The sequence below is a fragment of the Bacillus sp. TSO22 genome (assembly GCF_020223595.1).
GTDB lineage: Bacteria > Bacillota > Bacilli > Bacillales > Bacillaceae > Bacillus > Bacillus inaquosorum.
The window spans coordinates 72,551-91,381 of sequence record NZ_JAHAWO010000009.1 but is presented as its reverse complement, the minus strand read 5'-3'; the positions used below and the strand labels follow the sequence as shown (position 1 = coordinate 91,381).

General features: G+C 40.7%; 30 protein-coding genes. 21 read left to right on the top strand and 9 right to left on the bottom strand.

Annotated elements, in window-relative coordinates; translation table 11 throughout:
• Nucleotides 1–12: 12 nt before the first annotated feature.
• Complete coding sequence (locus KHQ79_RS09210; protein ID WP_003238215.1) at nt 13–327, top strand: hypothetical protein; 315 nt, start codon at nt 13–15, stop codon at nt 325–327.
• Between the two features lie 228 nt (nt 328–555).
• On the top strand, nt 556–1,314 hold the full coding sequence (locus KHQ79_RS09205; RefSeq protein ID WP_225514926.1) for a poly-gamma-glutamate hydrolase family protein: 759 nt from the start codon (nt 556–558) through the stop codon (nt 1,312–1,314).
• Nucleotides 1,315–1,340: 26 nt separating this feature from the next.
• On the opposite strand, the gene KHQ79_RS09200 is transcribed toward KHQ79_RS09205, so the two are convergent.
• On the bottom strand, nt 1,341–1,793 hold the full coding sequence (locus KHQ79_RS09200; protein ID WP_003238213.1) for a YndM family protein: 453 nt from the start codon (nt 1,791–1,793) through the stop codon (nt 1,341–1,343).
• A 178-nt stretch (nt 1,794–1,971) separates the two neighbouring features.
• Between KHQ79_RS09200 and fosB the strand changes: the two genes are divergently transcribed.
• On the top strand, nt 1,972–2,394 hold the full coding sequence (gene fosB, locus KHQ79_RS09195) for a metallothiol transferase FosB (protein WP_225514924.1): 423 nt from the start codon (nt 1,972–1,974) through the stop codon (nt 2,392–2,394).
• Between the two features lie 74 nt (nt 2,395–2,468).
• Entirely contained in the window at nt 2,469–2,897 is a 429-nt protein-coding gene (locus tag KHQ79_RS09190) for a hypothetical protein (RefSeq protein WP_225514922.1), read from the top strand.
• Nucleotides 2,898–3,285: 388 nt separating this feature from the next.
• On the opposite strand, the gene lexA is transcribed toward KHQ79_RS09190, so the two are convergent.
• Entirely contained in the window at nt 3,286–3,903 is a 618-nt protein-coding gene (gene lexA / locus KHQ79_RS09185) for a transcriptional repressor LexA (protein WP_003238209.1), read from the bottom strand.
• 149 nt (nt 3,904–4,052) lie between these two features.
• On the opposite strand from lexA, the gene yneA reads away from it, so the two are divergent.
• From yneA to KHQ79_RS09155, 6 genes are all read left to right on the top strand, one after another.
• Entirely contained in the window at nt 4,053–4,370 is a 318-nt protein-coding gene (gene yneA / locus KHQ79_RS09180; RefSeq protein WP_225514920.1) for a cell division suppressor protein YneA, read from the top strand.
• 18 nt (nt 4,371–4,388) lie between these two features.
• On the top strand, nt 4,389–5,042 hold the full coding sequence (locus KHQ79_RS09175) for a YneB family resolvase-like protein (protein ID WP_019258523.1): 654 nt from the start codon (nt 4,389–4,391) through the stop codon (nt 5,040–5,042).
• 63 nt (nt 5,043–5,105) lie between these two features.
• Nucleotides 5,106–5,339, top strand: coding sequence for a DUF896 domain-containing protein (locus KHQ79_RS09170; RefSeq protein WP_003231595.1), 234 nt, complete (start codon nt 5,106–5,108; stop codon nt 5,337–5,339).
• A gap of 168 nt (nt 5,340–5,507) precedes the next feature.
• Complete coding sequence (gene tkt / locus KHQ79_RS09165) at nt 5,508–7,511, top strand: transketolase (RefSeq protein ID WP_148981826.1); 2,004 nt, start codon at nt 5,508–5,510, stop codon at nt 7,509–7,511.
• 152 nt (nt 7,512–7,663) lie between these two features.
• Nucleotides 7,664–8,110: a sporulation inhibitor of replication protein SirA gene (gene sirA / locus KHQ79_RS09160; protein WP_003238200.1), complete on the top strand. Its 447-nt coding sequence runs from the start codon at nt 7,664–7,666 to the stop codon at nt 8,108–8,110.
• An 85-nt stretch (nt 8,111–8,195) separates the two neighbouring features.
• The gene (locus tag KHQ79_RS09155; RefSeq protein WP_003221221.1) at nt 8,196–8,414 is read left to right on the top strand and encodes a YneF family protein; all 219 of its coding nucleotides are present in this window, start codon (nt 8,196–8,198) and stop codon (nt 8,412–8,414) included.
• A 73-nt stretch (nt 8,415–8,487) separates the two neighbouring features.
• On the opposite strand, the gene ynzD is transcribed toward KHQ79_RS09155, so the two are convergent.
• Nucleotides 8,488–8,661 (bottom strand): aspartyl-phosphate phosphatase YnzD, encoded by a 174-nt coding sequence (ynzD, locus tag KHQ79_RS09150; protein WP_080429100.1) that lies wholly within the window; start codon nt 8,659–8,661, stop codon nt 8,488–8,490.
• Between the two features lie 219 nt (nt 8,662–8,880).
• On the opposite strand from ynzD, the gene ccdA reads away from it, so the two are divergent.
• From ccdA to KHQ79_RS09135, 3 genes are all read left to right on the top strand, one after another.
• The gene (gene ccdA, locus KHQ79_RS09145; RefSeq protein WP_003238193.1) at nt 8,881–9,588 is read left to right on the top strand and encodes a cytochrome c-type biogenesis protein CcdA; all 708 of its coding nucleotides are present in this window, start codon (nt 8,881–8,883) and stop codon (nt 9,586–9,588) included.
• An 88-nt stretch (nt 9,589–9,676) separates the two neighbouring features.
• Nucleotides 9,677–10,039, top strand: a complete 363-nt coding sequence (locus KHQ79_RS09140) for a response regulator (RefSeq protein WP_003238192.1) — start codon at nt 9,677–9,679, stop codon at nt 10,037–10,039.
• A 78-nt stretch (nt 10,040–10,117) separates the two neighbouring features.
• The gene (locus KHQ79_RS09135) at nt 10,118–10,609 is read left to right on the top strand and encodes a CcdC family protein (protein WP_080010815.1); all 492 of its coding nucleotides are present in this window, start codon (nt 10,118–10,120) and stop codon (nt 10,607–10,609) included.
• 16 nt (nt 10,610–10,625) lie between these two features.
• On the opposite strand, the gene yneK is transcribed toward KHQ79_RS09135, so the two are convergent.
• From yneK to sspO, 4 genes are all read right to left on the bottom strand, one after another.
• The gene (gene yneK, locus KHQ79_RS09130; protein ID WP_225514918.1) at nt 10,626–11,069 is read right to left on the bottom strand and encodes a DynA interaction protein YneK; all 444 of its coding nucleotides are present in this window, start codon (nt 11,067–11,069) and stop codon (nt 10,626–10,628) included.
• A 231-nt stretch (nt 11,070–11,300) separates the two neighbouring features.
• Nucleotides 11,301–11,693, bottom strand: a complete 393-nt coding sequence (gene cotM, locus KHQ79_RS09125; RefSeq protein ID WP_080010816.1) for an outer spore coat protein CotM — start codon at nt 11,691–11,693, stop codon at nt 11,301–11,303.
• An 80-nt stretch (nt 11,694–11,773) separates the two neighbouring features.
• Nucleotides 11,774–11,920 (bottom strand): small acid-soluble spore protein P, encoded by a 147-nt coding sequence (locus KHQ79_RS09120; RefSeq protein ID WP_003221237.1) that lies wholly within the window; start codon nt 11,918–11,920, stop codon nt 11,774–11,776.
• Nucleotides 11,921–11,948: 28 nt separating this feature from the next.
• Entirely contained in the window at nt 11,949–12,095 is a 147-nt protein-coding gene (gene sspO, locus KHQ79_RS09115) for an acid-soluble spore protein SspO (RefSeq protein ID WP_003221239.1), read from the bottom strand.
• A gap of 226 nt (nt 12,096–12,321) precedes the next feature.
• On the opposite strand from sspO, the gene acnA reads away from it, so the two are divergent.
• The 7 genes from acnA (at nt 12,322) to KHQ79_RS09080 (ending at nt 17,157) form a co-directional block, all read left to right on the top strand.
• Nucleotides 12,322–15,051, top strand: a complete 2,730-nt coding sequence (acnA, locus tag KHQ79_RS09110; protein WP_019258526.1) for an aconitate hydratase AcnA — start codon at nt 12,322–12,324, stop codon at nt 15,049–15,051.
• Nucleotides 15,052–15,122: 71 nt separating this feature from the next.
• Nucleotides 15,123–15,635 (top strand): redoxin domain-containing protein, encoded by a 513-nt coding sequence (locus KHQ79_RS09105; protein ID WP_003238185.1) that lies wholly within the window; start codon nt 15,123–15,125, stop codon nt 15,633–15,635.
• 79 nt (nt 15,636–15,714) lie between these two features.
• The gene (locus KHQ79_RS09100; protein WP_003244964.1) at nt 15,715–15,840 is read left to right on the top strand and encodes an FbpB family small basic protein; all 126 of its coding nucleotides are present in this window, start codon (nt 15,715–15,717) and stop codon (nt 15,838–15,840) included.
• A gap of 64 nt (nt 15,841–15,904) precedes the next feature.
• Nucleotides 15,905–16,051, top strand: coding sequence for an acid-soluble spore protein SspN (gene sspN, locus KHQ79_RS09095; protein ID WP_003221249.1), 147 nt, complete (start codon nt 15,905–15,907; stop codon nt 16,049–16,051).
• A gap of 36 nt (nt 16,052–16,087) precedes the next feature.
• The gene (tlp, locus tag KHQ79_RS09090) at nt 16,088–16,342 is read left to right on the top strand and encodes a small acid-soluble spore protein Tlp (protein WP_003238183.1); all 255 of its coding nucleotides are present in this window, start codon (nt 16,088–16,090) and stop codon (nt 16,340–16,342) included.
• Nucleotides 16,343–16,425: 83 nt separating this feature from the next.
• On the top strand, nt 16,426–16,842 hold the full coding sequence (locus tag KHQ79_RS09085) for a YbgC/FadM family acyl-CoA thioesterase (RefSeq protein WP_060398713.1): 417 nt from the start codon (nt 16,426–16,428) through the stop codon (nt 16,840–16,842).
• A 15-nt stretch (nt 16,843–16,857) separates the two neighbouring features.
• Nucleotides 16,858–17,157 (top strand): hypothetical protein, encoded by a 300-nt coding sequence (locus KHQ79_RS09080; protein WP_060398714.1) that lies wholly within the window; start codon nt 16,858–16,860, stop codon nt 17,155–17,157.
• A 30-nt stretch (nt 17,158–17,187) separates the two neighbouring features.
• Here KHQ79_RS09080 and KHQ79_RS09075 read toward each other — a convergent pair whose 3' ends face one another.
• Both KHQ79_RS09075 and plsY read right to left on the bottom strand, forming a co-directional pair.
• The gene (locus KHQ79_RS09075; RefSeq protein WP_003238180.1) at nt 17,188–17,475 is read right to left on the bottom strand and encodes a HesB/YadR/YfhF family protein; all 288 of its coding nucleotides are present in this window, start codon (nt 17,473–17,475) and stop codon (nt 17,188–17,190) included.
• A gap of 79 nt (nt 17,476–17,554) precedes the next feature.
• The gene (plsY, locus tag KHQ79_RS09070; protein WP_003238179.1) at nt 17,555–18,136 is read right to left on the bottom strand and encodes a glycerol-3-phosphate 1-O-acyltransferase PlsY; all 582 of its coding nucleotides are present in this window, start codon (nt 18,134–18,136) and stop codon (nt 17,555–17,557) included.
• Nucleotides 18,137–18,303: 167 nt separating this feature from the next.
• Between plsY and KHQ79_RS09065 the strand changes: the two genes are divergently transcribed.
• On the top strand, nt 18,304–18,711 hold the full coding sequence (locus tag KHQ79_RS09065; RefSeq protein WP_032732000.1) for a CoA-binding protein: 408 nt from the start codon (nt 18,304–18,306) through the stop codon (nt 18,709–18,711).
• Nucleotides 18,712–18,831: the final 120 nt, after the last annotated feature.

The window sequence follows — 18,831 nt, the reverse complement described above, 5'->3', positions numbered from 1 at the left end:
AGGAAGGATATTATGATGTTTTTTATCAGTAGTTTTCTGATTCTTTGGCTGGCTGCGGGATTTGCAGTGGGAATGAAACAACTGTATGTCGATCAGCTGTTTGATAAAGATGTGATCGAAAGGCTGGAAAAAGAGGCGGATGTTCATGGACGCGTTGACCGGTTTATCAAACACCGTGTCCTTTACATCGCAGCAGTGACATTAAGCGGGTTTATCGCTGTTTATCGTGAAGTGAAAACAATCCCGCAAAGGCGAAAAATAAGAAAAATTGAAAAAAACATCATGAAACTGAATAAAGCAAAGAAAAGAAGAATGAAAAGAAGGTAAAAACGCACAGGCCAAAGGGCAGGTGCGTTTTTCTGTTTGATATGGGAATTGGGAAAAAGGTGATGCCAACTTACTTTTCATAAATTCAGAAATGAGAAGAACAGCGCCCGGGCTAATGGTATATAATATTGTGAATTTAACAAAAATTTAACAAGGAGGATGAGAGAATTCGTGCTAAAGCCTCAAAGAAACCGACATCCTGTTTATTTGGACTTAGAGGCGGAGTAGATGAAACCGGCCAAAGTATCCCTGCTCCGCCGTTTGCTCCATTCCTTGAAGCATGTTGATTGTAACATAGCCAAATGTTTTCCATCAACTCTTAAAATTGTAAAAATATTGTTTATTTTTGTGGTGTTCACTCCGATTTCTTCAATATATGCTGAAGATGTATATCAGAATTTTGAGGAATTAAAAAACAATGAAGATCCTTCTGATTACGGCATTGTTACGAAGGAAACCGGCAGCCCTGTCCTTGTTTTAGCCATTCATGGAGGAGGTATTGAAGGCGGGACAAGTGAAATAGCGAGAGAGCTCAGCAAAGAGTACTCGATGTATTTATTTGAAGGCTTGAAATCGTCAGGAAACTCAGTGCTGCATATTACGAGCACGCATTTTGATGAGCCACGGGCCCTGAAGATGACGGGAAGTCATGAATATGTCATTTCATTGCACGGATATGCAGAAGAAGATCAGCAGATCGAAGTCGGCGGTACAGATCGCGGAAGAGCGGCAGATTTAGTTGAGAAACTAAAAAATGCCGGTTTTCCTGCTGTATTGCTCAGTACGGACCATCCGCATGCAGGCATAAGTCCGAATAACATTGCAAACAAATCAAAAACAGGCCTGAGCATCCAGCTAGAAATGAGCACAGGTTTTAGAAAATCTTTGTTCGGCATTTTTTCCTTAGAAAGCAGATCTGTTACCCAAAATGAGAGGTTTTATGATTTTACAGAAGTGGTATCCAGTTTTTTAAAAAGTAACTACTGAAAAATAGGAGGCGACAAGGCAGCCTCCTATTCCTCATGCTTCTCATTCGTAACGTCAGGAAACAGCTCATCTGCGGCTTCTGTTTGATATTGCAGAGTGTTATCCTTGGCTGCCAGTTCATTTCGAAAGGTTTCATCCAGCACATTTTCCAGCAAATACCGATGAAAAAAGTATTCAAAAACAGTAAGACAGGCAGCGGAAAGAAGAGCGGCTGCAAACGGTGGGAAATCGTTTCTTGTTTGAGTTAAAACAAAGACCCAAAGAATAACGAATGAAAGTCCAAAGTCAGCCAATGAAGCTGTAATATTGTTTGTTCTCGGAAGAACGATCATGTCACCGGAAAGGTATGACACAAAACCTAAGAAAAATGCAATAAACAGCACGCTTAAAAATGGCGCGTGATAGACTCTGTCCAAAATTACATATAAAAGGGCGAGAGTGAAAGCAATCTTTGAAGCAAGTGCAATGATATGTTTCATTTGACCACCTAAATTGTTATTTTTGAGGAAACTCCTAGCAAGTAAGGCCATGTTTGTTACAGTCATTATTTTGAACAAACCGATTTTGTTTACACTGGTATTTTTTTCTGGCTGTATGGAACTTTCTTGGAAAAAGAACGTACATATGGGATGATCAGCTTTCGAGGAGGAATGATTTGTGGAGATAAAAGGAATCAATCACTTGTTATATTCAGTTTCTCATCTGGATACATCGATTGAGTTTTATCAAAATGTGTTTGGTGCTAAGCTGCTGGTAAAGGGGAGAACAACAGCATATTTTGATTTAAATGGCATCTGGCTTGCACTTAATGAAGAACCTGACATTCCGAGAAATGACATTAAGGCGTCTTATACCCATATTGCTTTTACCATTGAAGAGCGGGAGTTTGAGGAAATGTCAACAAAATTAAAAAGGTTTCATGCCAATATTCTGCCTGGCAGAGAACGAGATAAACGCGATCGAAAATCGATTTATTTTACCGACCCTGACGGCCACAAATTTGAATTTCATACCGGAACCCTTCAAGATAGGCTTCGTTATTATAAACAGGAAAAAACGCATATGGAATTTTATGATTAAAACACACTCGAGATACACACAGAACATATACATAAATCTCATGTATGGTAAAAATATGGTGAAGGGGGGAGTAGTTGAAAATAAAAATCTTAACTTTATCGGCAGTTTTGATGTGTTTTTTTGGCGTTGGCAGTACCCATGTGACAGCTTTAGATTTTGAGCATAAAACAGACTTTATTTTAAATGACAGTACAAAATCTTTTGTTTTGGAAAATATCAGTGATGTTCCGGCAATCGACTATTTTTTAGGCTATCAGTTTACGATCTTGGGGGCCAATACTTGCTCAGTTGAGATTAAACTTCAGCGGCTGGGGCTTACGGGGGATTATACTACGCTGAGCACGAAGCAATTCAGCGGCAGCTGGTTAGATTTTAGAGCTCAGGATAAGGTTTCTATTGACCCATTTCATCGATACCGTATATTTGCCGAAGAGCATTCAGAATACTGCACAAGTGTTCGAGTAAAGGGCAGTTATGGTATAGAATATTTTCATTTTGATTAAAGCTCACGACGATTAAGGAAGTGAGCTGTTTTTTAGTATATGTTGAACTAACTAAACTATGTACCAAATTTTCATAAAATTCAGTTGGCGCGCTCCTTAAATGAACATGAAGCCTTATCATTCCACGACCTCAGAAAATGAAACATTTTTAAGAAGATAACGTCTAATGTTTTAAACAGACAACATTCATAAAAGTTTCCTGAAGGAAAGAAAATTTCTTGACTTCAACAATCGTTTGGTGGATAATTATGGTGTAAACATGATGTTCTTTTTCCTCCTATTCAGGCTCGCACCTAAAAGTTAGGGCGGGCCTGCTTTTTTTTGAACAATAAACCCCCTCTCCATAAAGGAAGAGGGGGTTGTTTTATGCTTCTGATAGATCAATAGATTAATGGACGGTTCTGAATACGCCAATCACTTTCCCTAGAATGCTGACATTCTGCAAGATGATAGGTTCCATCGTTGGGTTTTCAGGCTGTAAGCGAATGTGAGTATCCTCTTTATAGAAACGTTTTACCGTAGCTTCATCATCTTCTGTCATCGCAACTACAATTTCCCCGTTGTTCGCTGTGTTTTGCTGTTTAACGATTACATAATCCTTATCGAGAATACCAGCGTCAATCATACTGTCTCCCATAATCTCCAGCATAAACACATGCTCGTCAGGGGGAACCATTCGGTCTGGAAGCGGAAAATATTCTTCAATGTTTTCTACTGCTGTAATAGGAGATCCCGCCGTGACTTTCCCGATGACCGGCACATTAACGACCTGGCTTTGCGGAATGTCTACTTCTTCATCAAGAATTTCTATAGCTCTTGGTTTTGTCGGATCCCGTCTGATCAGCCCTTTTGTTTCCAAACGGGCCAAGTGACCGTGGACAGTTGAACTAGAAGCAAGCCCGACAGCCTCTCCGATCTCTCTCACGGAAGGCGGATATCCTTTTGATTTAACCTCTGCTTTAATAAAACGGAGGATATCAAGTTGCCTTTTTGATAGCTTCGTCATTTTTTGCACCTCAAAACGTCGATTTTAAGAAGATTATAGCATGATTTTCCTTACAGTACAAACATAGGTTCGAAAAAACAATTGACAGAAACGTGTGTTCGTATATACTGAAATTATAAAAAGGCGAACAAACATTCCTGTTGGAGGTTATGATCATGAGTAAAGAATCTATTATTTTTGTCGGTCTGTTCACAGTGATTTTGAGCGCGGTTATCCTTTTGCTGTCATATACAAGCAGCGGCCAGGAGCTTAATCAGTATGTTAAAATAGAAGTTCAGCAAGGCGATACATTATGGTCAATTGCTGATCAGGTAGCAGATAAAAAAAATATAAACAAAAGTGAATTTATTGAATGGGTAGCTGATAACAATCATCTTCAGACGTCTGATATCCAGCCGGGAGATGAATTGGTGATTCCGTTGAAAAAGAAGCATCAGGATGCATATGAATTGGCAACTGTAAGATAGAGAGGATAGATAGAAAAAATGAAAGCACTCATTTATGCCCGCGTAAGTACAAATAAAGAACAGCAGGAGACTTCATTAAAGCGGCAGGAGGAGGAGCTTACAGCGATTGCAGCCGAGAACGGCATGGAAGTCGTCAAAGTGATTTCTGAAAAAGCCAGCGGATATGAAATGGATCGGGACGGTGTATTTGAGCTGCTTGATGAGATCAAGAATTCGGGAATTGATGTTATTTTGGTTCAGGATGAGACTAGGCTTGGACGGGGAAATGCAAAAATCGCACTGCTTCATTGTATCTACAGAGAAGGTGTGAAAGTCTATACAACAGCTCACAGAGGGGAACTGGAGTTATCGGAGGCTGACTCGATGGTGCTGGAGATCGTCAGCATTGTGGAAGAGTACCAGCGGAAAATTCACAACATGAAAATCAAGCGGGGAATGAAGCGTGCAGTAAAAAACGGGTTTAAACCGCAAAAAAACCTGAAAAACCAACATGAAAACAGCGGAAAAGAAAGAATAGAGGTACCAATCTCAGAGATCGTCCGCCTAAGAGCGAATAAACTGACGTTCGCAGAAATCGCGGCTACGCTAAGAGGGTTTGGCTATGATGTGTCTAAAGCGACCGTCCACCGGCGGTTTCAGGAATACATAGAGAATGAAGAGACAGCCGAGTGAATCAGTTGTAAAACTCTTTTTGATCTAGTACTATATAGACAAAATGCAATAAAGGAGTTTAACATGATTTCAAACGCAAAAATTGCAAGAATTAATGAACTTGCTGCCAAAGCCAAAGCTGGCGTTATTACAGAAGAAGAAAAAGCCGAACAGCAAAAGCTCCGTCAAGAGTACCTGAAAGGGTTTCGCTCTTCTATGAAAAACACTTTAAAAAGCGTGAAAATCATTGACCCAGAAGGCAATGATGTTACACCAGAAAAACTAAAAAGAGAACAAAGAAATAACAAACTTCACTAATATAAGAGGAATACGGAAATATCGTATTCCTCTTTTGTATATACTATAAGCAAAACTTTTATGTGACAAAATTCAACAAGTTTCTCTCAAATTTAAGCTGAAACAGTTGAGAAAAAGTCGTCAGACATTTATGATGTAAGGGTACAACACATAAGGAAGGGGATTTTTATGGATACAATTGAAAAGAAATCAGTTGCTACCATTCGCACACTGTCAATAGACGCTATTGAAAAAGCAAATTCTGGTCACCCAGGGATGCCAATGGGGACCGCTCCAATGGCATACACACTGTGGACAAAATTTATGAACGTAAGTCCGGCAAACCCTGGCTGGTTTAACCGTGACCGTTTTGTTTTATCTGCTGGACACGGATCAGCACTTTTATACAGCATGCTTCATTTAAGCGGGTTTGATCTTAGCATCGAAGATCTTAAGGGATTCCGCCAATGGGGCAGCAAAACACCTGGACACCCGGAATTTGGACATACTGCCGGTGTTGATGCAACAACAGGTCCGCTTGGCCAAGGAATTGCCATGGCGGTCGGAATGGCTATTGCTGAACGCCATTTAGCAGAAACTTACAACCGTGATTCATTTAACGTAGTCGATCATTATACATACAGTATTTGCGGTGATGGTGATTTAATGGAAGGCATTTCTTCTGAAGCCGCTTCACTCGCAGGCCATCTTCAGCTTGGCCGTCTGATCGTATTATACGATTCTAATGACATCTCTCTCGATGGAGATCTTGACCGTTCATTCTCTGAAAACGTGAAACAGCGTTTTGAGGCCATGAATTGGGAAGTTCTTTATGTTGAGGATGGAAACAACATTGAAGAATTAACAGCGGCTATCGAAAAAGCACGCCAAAATGAAAAGAAACCTACATTAATTGAAGTGAAAACGACAATCGGTTTCGGTTCACCTAACCGTGCCGGCACATCCGGTGTTCACGGTGCGCCGCTTGGTAAAGAGGAAAGCAAGTTAACAAAAGAAGCTTACGCGTGGACGTATGAAGAGGATTTCTACGTTCCGTCAGAAGTATATGAGCATTTCGCTGCAGCGGTTAAAGAATCAGGCGAGAAAAAAGAACAGGAATGGAATGCCCAATTCGCTAAATATAAAGAAGTTTATCCTGAACTTGCTGAACAGCTTGAGCTGGCAATCAAAGGAGAGCTTCCGAAGGACTGGGATCAAGAGGTTCCTGTTTATGAAAAAGGAAGCAGCCTGGCATCCCGTGCATCTTCCGGTGAAGTTCTCAACGGACTTGCGAAAAAAATTCCTTTCTTTGTCGGAGGTTCTGCTGACCTAGCGGGATCAAACAAAACGACAATTAAAAATGCCGGTGATTTTACAGCGGTTGATTACTCAGGCAAAAACTTCTGGTTTGGTGTTCGTGAATTTGCGATGGGTGCAGCCTTAAATGGCATGGCGCTTCATGGCGGACTTCGTGTATTCGGCGGAACTTTCTTTGTCTTCTCTGATTACTTGCGTCCAGCGATTCGCCTTGCAGCATTAATGGGTCTTCCTGTCACATATGTCTTCACACATGACAGTATTGCGGTAGGTGAAGACGGCCCGACGCACGAGCCTGTTGAACAGCTTGCTTCACTCCGTGCGATGCCTAATCTTTCCTTGATCCGTCCTGCAGACGGCAATGAGACAGCGGCAGCATGGAAGCTTGCAGTGCAAAGCACTGATCAGCCAACAGCGCTGGTACTGACACGCCAAAACCTTCCTACGATCGACCAAACAGCTGAAGAAGCGTTGGCGGGAGTAGAAAAAGGTGCATATATCGTATCTAAATCTAAAAACGAAACACCTGACGCTCTTCTCATCGCTTCAGGCTCTGAAGTAGGTCTTGCGATTGAAGCGCAGGCTGAACTGGCAAAAGAAAATATCGATGTTTCTGTTGTCAGCATGCCTTCAATGGACCGTTTCGAGAAACAATCTGATGAATACAAAAACACTGTCCTCCCTGCAGATGTGAAAAAACGCCTTGCGATTGAAATGGGTGCATCATTTGGCTGGGGCAAATACACAGGGCTTGAAGGAGATGTGCTTGGCATAGACCGATTCGGTGCATCTGCTCCTGGCGAAACCATCATCAACGAATACGGCTTCTCAGTTCCAAACGTAGTGAATCGAGTTAAAGCATTACTAAATAAGTAAGTCTTTCAAAGAGGATGAGTCAAATCATCCTCTTTTTCTTGTTTATCCGACAAAAATAGTATTGGCTGTTTAACAGTAATAGACAATTCTTTCTTTTCTTCTTTTGTATAATAGAGAGCAAATGAAATGCTGCCGCAAAAGGGGATGAAAAGATGGAACGTCACTACTATACGTACCTGATAAAAGAGGAATTTGCCAATCACTATTTCGGGCGGGAATCGGTTATGTTTGAGCTGTTTCAAGACTATCATTGGACAAGCCTGACAAAGCAGCAGTATGAAATGACAGAGAAACAGATTCAATATATTACACAGCCAATCCCGATTTTACATATGCATCAGCGGTTAAAAATGAATTTAAACAATGCGGATTACAGGCAGCTGGATTATATTTATAGATTAGCTTTGCCGAAAGCCAAAGGCCATGCGACGTTTATGATGAAGGAGCACATGATAGAAATTGTAGCTTCGGGGGATTACGAGGCAGAAACGATTTTCTTTGAAGTGTTGAGAAAAGTAAGCCCTTGCTTTCTAGCAATGGATTTCAATTCGAAGCGTTATGGATGGCTAAATCCGGTGAAAGAAAGAAATTTTGTCTAAAACCGAAGAAAAAGAGATGTAAATGTTGTATAATAGCTTTTGGTTTAGTACACTTTAAACTAGACAACATGAAGGAGGAAATAAAATGACTTTATGGGTTGGCATCCTAGTGGGCGTTGTTGCATTGCTCATAGGTGTTGCACTCGGGTTTTTTATTGCTCGTAAATATATGATGAGCTACCTTAAAAAGAATCCGCCTATTAATGAACAAATGTTACGCATGATGATGATGCAAATGGGAATGAAACCTTCTCAAAAGAAAATCAATCAAATGATGAAAGCCATGAATAATCAAACGAAATAATACGTAAAGATTATGATATAGAGAAACATGGTTATAAAATAAAAAACCCTTATACGGGTTTTTTATTTTGCAATCAATCATCACCCGCTACTGCTCGAAGGCGCTGCTTTTGATATTGTATGAGAAGATGGTCAAGCTCCTGACTGAGCTCTATCGTAGTATGAGATGTCATTCCGTTCGCCATGACAATTTGCAGCAGCTCTGCTCTTTTTTTTTCGATTTCATTTAATAGATGCTCTCTAATCACAGGGATGTATCCTTTCATACATTAGATCTTCAAAGTGAATGTTTATATTATATCCATATTTATACTAATTTTCAAATGAGAAGGAGTACAATATCTCAATGTCAAATTAAATTATATAAGTTTTTTCTAAAAATAGAAATCCTTCAAGTGAAAGTGTTAAAAAAATGAAATGATTTTGTCATAACTTGAAGGAATGTCAAATCATGAGGGGATGATGACATGGGAGACGTGAATTATTTTTTGACATTTGGAGCGGGATTCCTATCCTTTATTTCACCTTGCTGCCTGCCGCTTTACCCAGCTTTCTTGTCATATATTACAGGGGTCAGCATGGATGATGTGAAAACAGAAAAACTGCTGCTGCAGAAAAGAAGCTTGTTTCATACTTTGTGTTTTTTGCTTGGCTTTTCAGTCATTTTTATCGCTTTAGGCTATGGAACATCTTTTATTGGCAGCCTGTTTAGGGATTATCACGATGCGATTCGGCAAATTGGCGCGTTGCTTATTATTTTGTTCGGTTTCATTACGCTTGGCGTGTTCCGGCCAGAGGCGATCATGAAAGAACGCAGAATCCATTTTAAGCACAAACCAAGCGGGTTTTTAGGTTCCGTCTTAATCGGAATGGCATTTGCGGCGGGATGGACGCCCTGTACCGGTCCGATATTAGCGGCTGTTATCACACTTGCAAGCACAAATCCAGGCTCAGCGGTGCCGTACATGATGTTATATGTACTCGGTTTTGCTGTTCCGTTTCTTTTATTGTCTTTTTTTATCACAAAGCTGAAGTGGATAAGAAAGAACCAGCTTTTAATCATGAAAGCAGGCGGCGTTTTGATGATTGTGATTGGCGTGCTGTTATTCTTTGATTGGATGAGCCTGATTATTATTTTGCTGTCTGATCTGTTTGGAGGATTTACTGGTTTTTGACGTTAAATTACTTTCGCACTACTACTAATCCTTTTGTTTTTGGTACAATAAGACTATTATCTGTGGAAATCGATTTTTGGAGGGGAATATGACAAGAGTTTTAGTTGTAGACGACGCCAAGTTCATGAGGGTGAAAATCAGAGAGATCTTGGAAGAGGCAAATTATATAATCGCAGGCGAAGCGGCGGACGGAGAGCAAGCAGCTGACCTGTATAAAAAACTGCGGCCGGACATTGTGACAATGGATATTACAATGCCAGTGAAAAACGGTATTAAGGCTCTTCGTGATATCTTAACCTTTGATCCTAAGGCGAAGGTCATCATGTGCACTGCCATGCGCCAGCAAAGAATTGTATCTGAAGCGATTGAGCTGGGAGCAAAGGACTTTATTGTTAAGCCGTTCGAGGAAACAAAAGTGTTAGAAGCTGTTAGCCGTGTTATGGGACATTAAAGTCATTTCTTTTCAAAATGGTTTTTTTTATTGTTTTGGAGTATAGTATATAGTATCAACACTCCGAGAAACAAAGGAATGATAAGTATGATGATTATAGTTTCATCGATTATTGCTGTGTTAATGGCTGTAGCTGTAATGGTGGTCAGAATTAAGTCCTCTGACAAGCCCGTTTCACCGAAAAAAATCATTCTTCCGCCGATTTTTATGAGTACGGGAGCGTTAATGTTTTTATTTCCGGTATTTTGGGTAACTGGTGCAGAGTTTTTAGAAGCGATCACTTTAGGCGTGATTTTCTCTATTTTTCTCATCAAAACTTCTAAGTTTGAAATTAAAAATAATGAAATTTACATGAAACGCTCTAAAGCATTTGTATTTATATTAGTCGGTCTTTTAGTGATCAGAATCGTGATGAAATCGATCTTAAGCACATCGATTGACTACGGCGCACTGAGCGGAATGTTTTGGATTCTGGCTTTCGGTATGATTGTACCGTGGAGAATCGCCATGTATTTATCATACCGAAAACTTCATAACGAGCTGCAGTCAGCTAATATTCAAATGAATTAAAAAACCTTTCCTCCTGTCAGGAAAGGTTTTTTAGTTTAAGAAGGGCTTGATAAGGTTCGAGATCGATTTTTTTGTCTCGCAGATGCCTTTTTAAGAAGGTATGGTCTCTTTTAGGAGTTGCGAGAATATACCCTCTGATCATCAGTTGCTGATCAATCTTTGATACCTTTTCTTTTAATGCAAGCTCACCGATTTTACCTGCGATTTTGGCTTTTGCTGCATCTCTGAACAGCTCCGGAACCGGAGATACCAATTCATTCAGAAATTGTTTGTTTTCATCGCTCCACAAGTGCCTGCTGTTTTTGATATAGTAATCCTGCCAATCAAGCTCTGACCTGCCGTCTTCTTTTGGTAAACGCTTTAGAAATTTTCGAAACATAAAAAAACCGCCGATTGATAATAAGACAACCATCATGATCACCCAAAACAGAATAAACCACAAAAACCAGCCTTCCAGCATCAATCATTCCCCCTTATTCTAACCATATTGTATACGAAGAGAGATTAGAAGAACACAGTAAAAAAAGAATAGAAAAAAGTGATAGACGTCTAGTCAAAAGAGATAGTAGATCATATTCTATTGTATAGTGAATCTGCTATTTGGCCATGGGAGAGTCACTAGAGGGTATTTGACGATAAATGGACGGAAAAAAGTCACTTTCATAATAGGGGATGAAAGTGACTTTTTATGTTAGCTGAGAGGAAATTGAAGAGAAAAAGAAGAACCATCTTCTGTTTCTTTATTGACGGCAACTGTGAGTATTTGATTTTCACATTCGGTTTGAATGGTTTTGTCATTTAAATAAAAAGGAAGCATCATTTGTTTTTCAAAAGTCTGTCCTGACGATTTGACCGTTAAGATGAAATCGCATCCAGACAGGGTAACCGTTACTTGTGTCGGCTTTAAAAAAGTCAGATCCGCTTCAATAATATACTGCTGACTTGTTTCATATAAATCAATAGGCAATGTTTCGTCGTACCAGGCGAAGGGGTCTTCAAAAAATTGCCGAAGCCATTCATCCATACCATCGAAATCATTAGCATCATTACGTTTTGAATGGGTCATGGAAGCATTCCTCCACATATCAACCTTGCTTTACATCATATGCGGAGGATCGGAAATGGGTGAACGCATAAAAAAACAGACACTAAGGTCTGCTTTTCTTACATATCATGGCTTGAGTTGTGCTTCTGTCTTGTGTGGTTTCGGTTCTTCACTTTTTTGCTTCCGCTGAGAGGCTCCGGCTGACCCGGATTGTGTCCTTTAGGGGCGTTTTTATGCATATCTTTACTTGTATTTTTATTGGTCATAAAATAAAACCTCCTTAAGAGTCTGGTGTTATTGATTGGTTTTTCTTTTTTTATTATTTTGGCGTTCAGCTTCAGTCAGTACAAGCTGGTCGTTTTCGACGTAGCCGGCGCCTTTGCCTTGGCTTTTCGCGTCATTCATTCCGTTTATTACGTGATTCGCTTTTCTTTTAACCATCATTATCACCTCAATCATAATATGGCTCCTTTTGTTGCGTTATATGAGAGAGCATAAACAGTAATAATTACCGGTACATTTGTCCGATAAGCCGAACTTATTGTATTTAATAAAAACATTGATATTTACTTATGTATGATTTTGTTTTAATATGAAATTGTGAGAAAATTGTGATGGAATTTACGTTCATCTAAGAATGATCTGATCTGAAGGGGGATTTTGGAGAATGGCAAACGAGCAAAAAACTGCAGCAAAAGACGTTTTCCAAGCGAGAAAAACGTTTACTACAAATGGGAAAACATATCATTACTACTCTTTAAAAGCGTTAGAAGATTCAGGTATCGGGAAGGTTTCGAAGCTTCCTTATTCCATCAAAGTTCTTTTAGAATCAGTATTACGTCAGGTTGACGGATTCGTCATCAAAAAAGAACACGTGGAAAATTTGGCAAAATGGGGAACTGCCGAATTAAAGGAAATCGACGTTCCGTTCAAACCGTCTCGTGTTATTTTACAAGACTTTACAGGGGTTCCAGCAGTAGTAGACCTTGCTTCTCTGCGTAAAGCGATGGCAGCTGTCGGCGGAGATCCAGATAAAATTAACCCTGAAATTCCTGTTGATCTCGTTATCGACCACTCTGTACAGGTTGATAAAGCGGGAACAGAAGATGCGTTAGCTATTAATATGGACTTGGAATTCGAAAGAAATGCAGAGCGCTACAAATTTTTAAGCTGGGCAAAGAAAGCGTTTAATAACTATCAGGCAGTGCCGCCTGCAACAGGTATCGTGCACCAGGTAAACCTAGAGTTCCTGGCAAGTGTCGTCCATGCCATTGAAGAAGACGGCGAGCTTGTAACGTATCCTGATACGCTTGTCGGAACAGACTCACATACTACAATGATTAACGGTATCGGCGTTCTCGGCTGGGGTGTCGGCGGAATTGAAGCTGAAGCGGGAATGCTTGGACAGCCTTCTTACTTCCCAGTTCCTGAGGTAATCGGCGCGAAACTTGTCGGCAAGCTTCCAAACGGAACAACAGCTACTGACTTGGCGTTAAAAGTGACACAGGTGCTGCGTCAAAAAGGCGTTGTCGGCAAGTTTGTTGAATTCTTCGGACCGGGAATTGCTGAACTGCCGCTTGCGGATCGTGCAACAATTGCGAACATGGCTCCGGAATACGGTGCTACATGCGGTTTCTTCCCAGTAGATGAAGAAGCGCTCAACTACTTGCGTCTGACAGGCCGTGATCCTGAACATATTGATGTTGTTGAAGCATACTGCAGAAGCAATGGCTTGTTCTATACTCCTGATGCTGAAGACCCTCAATTTACTGATGTGGTTGAAATTGACCTGTCGCAAATTGAAGCAAACTTATCAGGTCCAAAGCGTCCTCAGGATTTAATCCCGCTTTCTGCTATGCAGGAAACATTTAAAAAGCATTTAGTCAGCCCTGCTGGTAACCAAGGATTCGGTTTAAATGCTGAAGAAGAAGATAAAGAAATTAAATTTAAACTCCTTAACGGCGAAGAAACAGTTATGAAAACGGGTGCAATCGCCATTGCGGCGATTACAAGCTGTACGAATACATCAAACCCGTACGTTCTGATCGGCGCCGGACTCGTAGCGAAAAAAGCGGTTGAATTAGGGCTTAAGGTGCCTAATTACGTGAAAACGTCACTTGCACCAGGTTCTAAAGTCGTTACAGGATATCTTGTGAATTCAGGCCTTCTTCCATACATGAAAGAGCTTGGTTTTAACCTCGTTGGGTACGGATGTACAACATGTATCGGAAACTCAGGTCCGCTTTCACCAGAAATTGAAGAAGCAGTTGCGAAAAATGATCTTCTGATTACGTCTGTCCTTTCCGGAAACCGTAACTTTGAAGGGCGTATTCATCCGCTTGTTAAAGGCAACTATCTTGCTTCACCGCCGCTTGTTGTGGCATATGCGCTGGCTGGAACGGTAAACATTAACCTGAAAACCGATCCGATCGGTGTGGGCAAAGATGGTCAAAACGTATACTTTAACGACATTTGGCCGTCAATGGACGAAATTAATTCACTTGTTAAGCAAACTGTTACGCCTGAGCTCTTCCGCAAAGAGTATGAAACGGTATTTGACGATAACAAGCGCTGGAACGAGATAGAAACAACAGATGAAGCATTATATAAATGGGATAGCGAGTCAACTTACATTCAGAACCCGCCATTCTTCGAAGAAATGTCTGTTGAACCAGGCAAGGTTGAACCATTAAAAGGCCTGCGTGTTGTCGGTAAATTCGGCGATTCAGTCACAACTGACCATATTTCTCCTGCAGGGGCAATCGGAAAAGACACGCCTGCCGGTAAGTACTTGCAAGAGAAAGGTGTTTCTCCTCGTGACTTTAACTCCTACGGTTCCCGCCGCGGTAACCATGAAGTCATGATGAGAGGAACATTTGCAAACATCCGCATCAAAAACCAAATTGCGCCGGGTACAGAAGGTGGATTTACAACGTACTGGCCGACTGGTGAAGTAACATCGATCTATGATGCGTGCATGAGATACAAAGAAGATAAAACCGGTCTTGTCGTATTAGCTGGAAAAGACTATGGTATGGGTTCTTCACGCGACTGGGCTGCAAAAGGAACAAACCTTCTTGGCATCAGAACGGTAATTGCTGAGAGCTTTGAAAGAATTCACAGAAGCAACCTTGTATTCATGGGTGTGCTGCCGCTTCAATTTAAACAAGGTGAAAATGCGGAAACACTCGGCTTAACTGGTAAAGAAGTCATCGAGGTAGATGTTGATGAAAGCGTACGCCCTCGTGATATCGTTACAGTAAGAGCAATTGATGAAGACGGAAATGTAAAAACATTTGAAGCACTTGTCCGCTTTGATAGTGAAGTTGAAATTGATTACTACCGCCATGGCGGTATCCTGCAAATGGTGCTTCGCGATAAAATGAAGCAATCCTGATGAATCAATAGGAAGAGAAGGCATTAAGCTTTCTCTTCTTTTTATGACAAAGTGTGCTGCGGAGGTGGCATATGCTGAAAAAATGGCTCGCAGGGATCCTGCTTATCGTGCTTGCCGGTTATATGGGATGGAATTTGTATCAAACATACAGCAAAAAAGAAGTGGGGATTGAAGAGGGACAGCAAGCACCTGATTTTTCTTTGAAAACGCTATCAGGAGAGAAAAGTTCCTTACAGGACACAAAAGGCAAAAAAGTGCTGCTCAATTTCTGGGCAACTTGGTGTAAACCGTGCCGTCAAGAAATGCCAGCGATGGAACAGCTGCAAAAAGAGCACGCTGACGAACTTGCGGTTGTTGCGGTTAATTTCACTTCAGCTGAGAAAAGCGAAAAACAGGTTCAGGCGTTTGCTGATACCTATGACTTAACGTTTCCCATCCTGATTGATAAAAAAGGGATTAATGCTGACTATAATGTGATGTCATACCCAACGACGTATATCTTAGATGAAAAAGGCGTCATACAAGACATACACATTGGCACCATGACAAAAAAAGAAATGGAACAAAAACTGGATCTTGATTAGATTCAGTTTTTTTATGTTCAGATATGCTTACAAGTTTTCAGAATTGGAAAAAATAAAAGAATATGCGGAGGTGAGAAGAGTGAAGAAGATGAGAAAGCGTTCTTTTCATGAGCTCGTCATGGAAAACAAAAAAGAGCTGATGACCAATACAGAGTATTTAAATCAGCTTGAGGAAAAGCTTGAACAGCGATTTAAGCAAAAATAACCTTTAATTTGTATTCATGTTTACCCCTCCTTTTGAGAATCCTATCTATTGAGGAGGGATAAACATGGGAAACAACAAGAAAAACGGTCAGCCTCAATATGCTCCAAGCCACTTGGGTACAAAGCCTGTGAAATATAAAGCCAATAAAGGGGAAAAAATGCATGATACTTCCGGGCAGCAGCCTATCATCATGCAGACAAAAGGCGAGTAACGCCGAACCGAGTTTATTTCTAGGAGGTATATCCGAATGACGAATAACCAAAATCAATATCAGCAGCAGCCAAAACCTGATGATCGTTCTGATAATGTAGAAAAATTGCAGGATATGGTTCAAAACACAATTGAAAACATAGAAGAAGCAGAAGAATCAATGGAGTTTGCTTCGGGAGAAGATAAGCAGCGCATCAAAGAAAAAAATGCAAGACGCGAACAGAGCATCGAAGCTTTTCGCAATGAAATTCAAGACGAGTCCGCAGCGAGAGAAAACGGATACCGCTCTTAAAAACCAGGGAAACCTGGTTTTTTTCTTTCTGATTTGATTATGGTAAAATGGGGCTAAATTGACGTTAAGGGAGCAGAGTAATCTTGCATGTATCAAAAAAAGAAATAGAAGTGCGTTATGCAGAAACAGATCAAATGGGGATTGTCTATCACGCAAATTATCTTGTGTGGATGGAGCTCGGCAGAACGGCCCTCATTAAGGACTTAGGCTTTTTATACAGTGATATGGAAAAGAAAGGCGTTCTTTCTCCAGTCGTTGATATCAATATTTCCTATAAAAAGCCGCTTCATTACGGAGAAACCGCGGTTGTGCACACATGGATAGAGGAATACAACGGCTTTAAAACCATTTATGGTTATCACATTTATAATCCGGCCGGTGAGCTTTCTATCGAAGCCACCTCATCTCATATTTGTGTGGATAAAGAAAGCTTTAAGCCTATTCAGTTCCGCAAAGCTTTCCCAGATTGGCACGCAGCATATGAAAAGGCCAAAAAATAGGGAAGTGAACGAGATATGGCGTTTGGTGTAAAACGTGAGGAACTCAACCGGTGGAAACACGCCGTGAAAAGAGGAGAAATCGCATTTTTAACACATTATTGGCTGGATGACCGGTTTCCAGAAGCAAAGACCGTGACAAAAGCCGGCTGTGCAGATATTGATAAGCTGATTCAATGGGGAGCGGCGTACGGTTTAAAAAAAGAATGGATACATAGAAAAAGTGAATTTCCTCACTTTGATCTGCTGGGTGAGACACAAAAATATATTTTGGAACAAGAAAACCTGACCGATCATCTTACACGATTTCATTTGTAAAAAAAGAACGCACATTATGTGCGTTCTTTTTTATTGGTATTCAAAAACCGGTTCACCAGCGTCCTCTGAATAGCTGACTAGAAGGTCGTGGTTATCGAAGTACCATAGATCACTTTCTTCAATAAAGAAGGTTATGCCGCCGGCTTCTGCAGTGGCTCCAGCCTCTTGTGGGGCATCTTTTGCCACTCCGAGGGAAAATCCCTTTTGAACGTTGCTGCAGCCGCCGTAGCGGACGAAAAAGCGAACTTGGTCTCCGCTTTCTAAATCGAGCTCTTCCTTATACCAGTTCAGTGCGTCTTCGTTAATTGTCATATTCATAACAGAACACCCCTTTGTTCTTCATTTGAATTTTCTCTATTATAAACGTATTAGGCTATTCTGTGTCAAAAGAGAAGGTTTATAACCATTTTACTTTAGGTTCTGTTTTATTGATAATTCGTTTAATGTTCGCCCGGTGTCTGTATATCACAAAAATAGTGAGCAGGGTAACGACAATCAATAAATACTTATCATGGACAAAGAGACTATATATAACAGTATAGATCCCTGTTAACATCGATGACAGAGAAACAAATTTAGTCAAGTATAAAAAGATAAAGAATACCGCAACCATCGTGATAAATAACAGAGGTGCGTAAAATAGCAAAACGCCTCCGGACGTTGCCACGGCTTTGCCGCCTTTAAATTTAGCGAAGATGGGAAACACATGGCCTAAAACTGCAAAGACCCCTGCTAGAAGCGGGTGAATATCAACATGCATGAGAAATGGCAATGCAGTTGCCAGCGTCCCTTTCAAAATATCTCCGGCTATCACGATCGAACCTGCTTTTACGCCCAGCGTACGGAATGCATTGGTAGCGCCTAAGTTGCCGCTTCCGTGCTCCCGAATATCAATTCCCTTGGCAAGCTTGCCCACAATTAAGCCAGATGGAATGCTGCCTATCAAGTAGGCCAAAATAATCAATAAAGCAATTAACATCTACATTTCTCCTTTTTCAAAGTCCCTTCTTTCTATTTTAACATGAGATATCATAATCTGATGATAAGTTTTTTTAAAGTTTGCTTGCAAATTCAATCAAACATGCATCATATTTTGATTTCTTACATTTTGATCATGTAAAATAGATGAAAAAGGAGTGGTACATGATGCAAAACCCTTCCAAAGCGGAAATTAAAGAGATTCTTGAAAGAAGCAAGCGAATTGCAGTAGTGGGGCTTTCAGACCGGCCGGATAGAACGTCGCATATGGTTTCCAAAGCGATGCAGGATGCGGGCTATGAAATCATTCCCGTTAATCCTACAATCGATGAGGCGCTTGGTGTCAAAGCCGTTTCATCTTTAAAAGAGATTGACGGTCCAATTGACATCGTCAATGTATTCCGGCGCTCAGAACAGCTGCCAGGCGTGGCGGAAGAGTTTTTGGAGACAGATGCCCCAGTATTTTGGGCACAGCAAGGGCTGGTAAACGAAGAAGCTTACCAGATGCTAAAAGAAAAAGACAGAACGGTTATCATGGATCTGTGCATAAAAGTGGCGCACGCTGTAACAAAATAGGTGCAGAACTGCAAAAATCCTTGTGAATTCAAGGATTTTTGCTTTTTAATTTTAAGATATTGTTTGCGTATTACGGTGAAACAGATACAATAAAGCTTGAACAGCTTTTTTTGAATACCT

Bases quoted from the DNA above. Each gene is read 5' to 3' on its own strand.
- KHQ79_RS09210 (WP_003238215.1), top strand. From the start codon at position 13: ATGATGTTTTTTATCAGTAGTTTTCTGATTCTTTGGCTGGCTGCGGGA.
- KHQ79_RS09205 (WP_225514926.1), top strand. From the start codon at position 556: ATGAAACCGGCCAAAGTATCCCTGCTCCGCCGTTTGCTCCATTCCTTG.
- KHQ79_RS09200 (WP_003238213.1), bottom strand. From the start codon at position 1,793: ATGAAACATATCATTGCACTTGCTTCAAAGATTGCTTTCACTCTCGCC.
- lexA (WP_003238209.1), bottom strand. From the start codon at position 3,903: ATGACGAAGCTATCAAAAAGGCAACTTGATATCCTCCGTTTTATTAAA.
- yneA (WP_225514920.1), top strand. From the start codon at position 4,053: ATGATCATGAGTAAAGAATCTATTATTTTTGTCGGTCTGTTCACAGTG.
- KHQ79_RS09175 (WP_019258523.1), top strand. From the start codon at position 4,389: ATGAAAGCACTCATTTATGCCCGCGTAAGTACAAATAAAGAACAGCAG.
- KHQ79_RS09170 (WP_003231595.1), top strand. From the start codon at position 5,106: ATGATTTCAAACGCAAAAATTGCAAGAATTAATGAACTTGCTGCCAAA.
- tkt (WP_148981826.1), top strand. From the start codon at position 5,508: ATGGATACAATTGAAAAGAAATCAGTTGCTACCATTCGCACACTGTCA.
- sirA (WP_003238200.1), top strand. From the start codon at position 7,664: ATGGAACGTCACTACTATACGTACCTGATAAAAGAGGAATTTGCCAAT.
- KHQ79_RS09155 (WP_003221221.1), top strand. From the start codon at position 8,196: ATGACTTTATGGGTTGGCATCCTAGTGGGCGTTGTTGCATTGCTCATA.
- ccdA (WP_003238193.1), top strand. From the start codon at position 8,881: ATGGGAGACGTGAATTATTTTTTGACATTTGGAGCGGGATTCCTATCC.
- KHQ79_RS09140 (WP_003238192.1), top strand. From the start codon at position 9,677: ATGACAAGAGTTTTAGTTGTAGACGACGCCAAGTTCATGAGGGTGAAA.
- KHQ79_RS09135 (WP_080010815.1), top strand. From the start codon at position 10,118: ATGATAAGTATGATGATTATAGTTTCATCGATTATTGCTGTGTTAATG.
- yneK (WP_225514918.1), bottom strand. From the start codon at position 11,069: ATGCTGGAAGGCTGGTTTTTGTGGTTTATTCTGTTTTGGGTGATCATG.
- cotM (WP_080010816.1), bottom strand. From the start codon at position 11,693: ATGTGGAGGAATGCTTCCATGACCCATTCAAAACGTAATGATGCTAAT.
- KHQ79_RS09120 (WP_003221237.1), bottom strand. From the start codon at position 11,920: ATGACCAATAAAAATACAAGTAAAGATATGCATAAAAACGCCCCTAAA.
- sspO (WP_003221239.1), bottom strand. From the start codon at position 12,095: ATGGTTAAAAGAAAAGCGAATCACGTAATAAACGGAATGAATGACGCG.
- acnA (WP_019258526.1), top strand. From the start codon at position 12,322: ATGGCAAACGAGCAAAAAACTGCAGCAAAAGACGTTTTCCAAGCGAGA.
- KHQ79_RS09105 (WP_003238185.1), top strand. From the start codon at position 15,123: ATGCTGAAAAAATGGCTCGCAGGGATCCTGCTTATCGTGCTTGCCGGT.
- sspN (WP_003221249.1), top strand. From the start codon at position 15,905: ATGGGAAACAACAAGAAAAACGGTCAGCCTCAATATGCTCCAAGCCAC.
- tlp (WP_003238183.1), top strand. From the start codon at position 16,088: ATGACGAATAACCAAAATCAATATCAGCAGCAGCCAAAACCTGATGAT.
- KHQ79_RS09080 (WP_060398714.1), top strand. From the start codon at position 16,858: ATGGCGTTTGGTGTAAAACGTGAGGAACTCAACCGGTGGAAACACGCC.
- KHQ79_RS09075 (WP_003238180.1), bottom strand. From the start codon at position 17,475: ATGAATATGACAATTAACGAAGACGCACTGAACTGGTATAAGGAAGAG.
- plsY (WP_003238179.1), bottom strand. From the start codon at position 18,136: ATGTTAATTGCTTTATTGATTATTTTGGCCTACTTGATAGGCAGCATT.
- KHQ79_RS09065 (WP_032732000.1), top strand. From the start codon at position 18,304: ATGCAAAACCCTTCCAAAGCGGAAATTAAAGAGATTCTTGAAAGAAGC.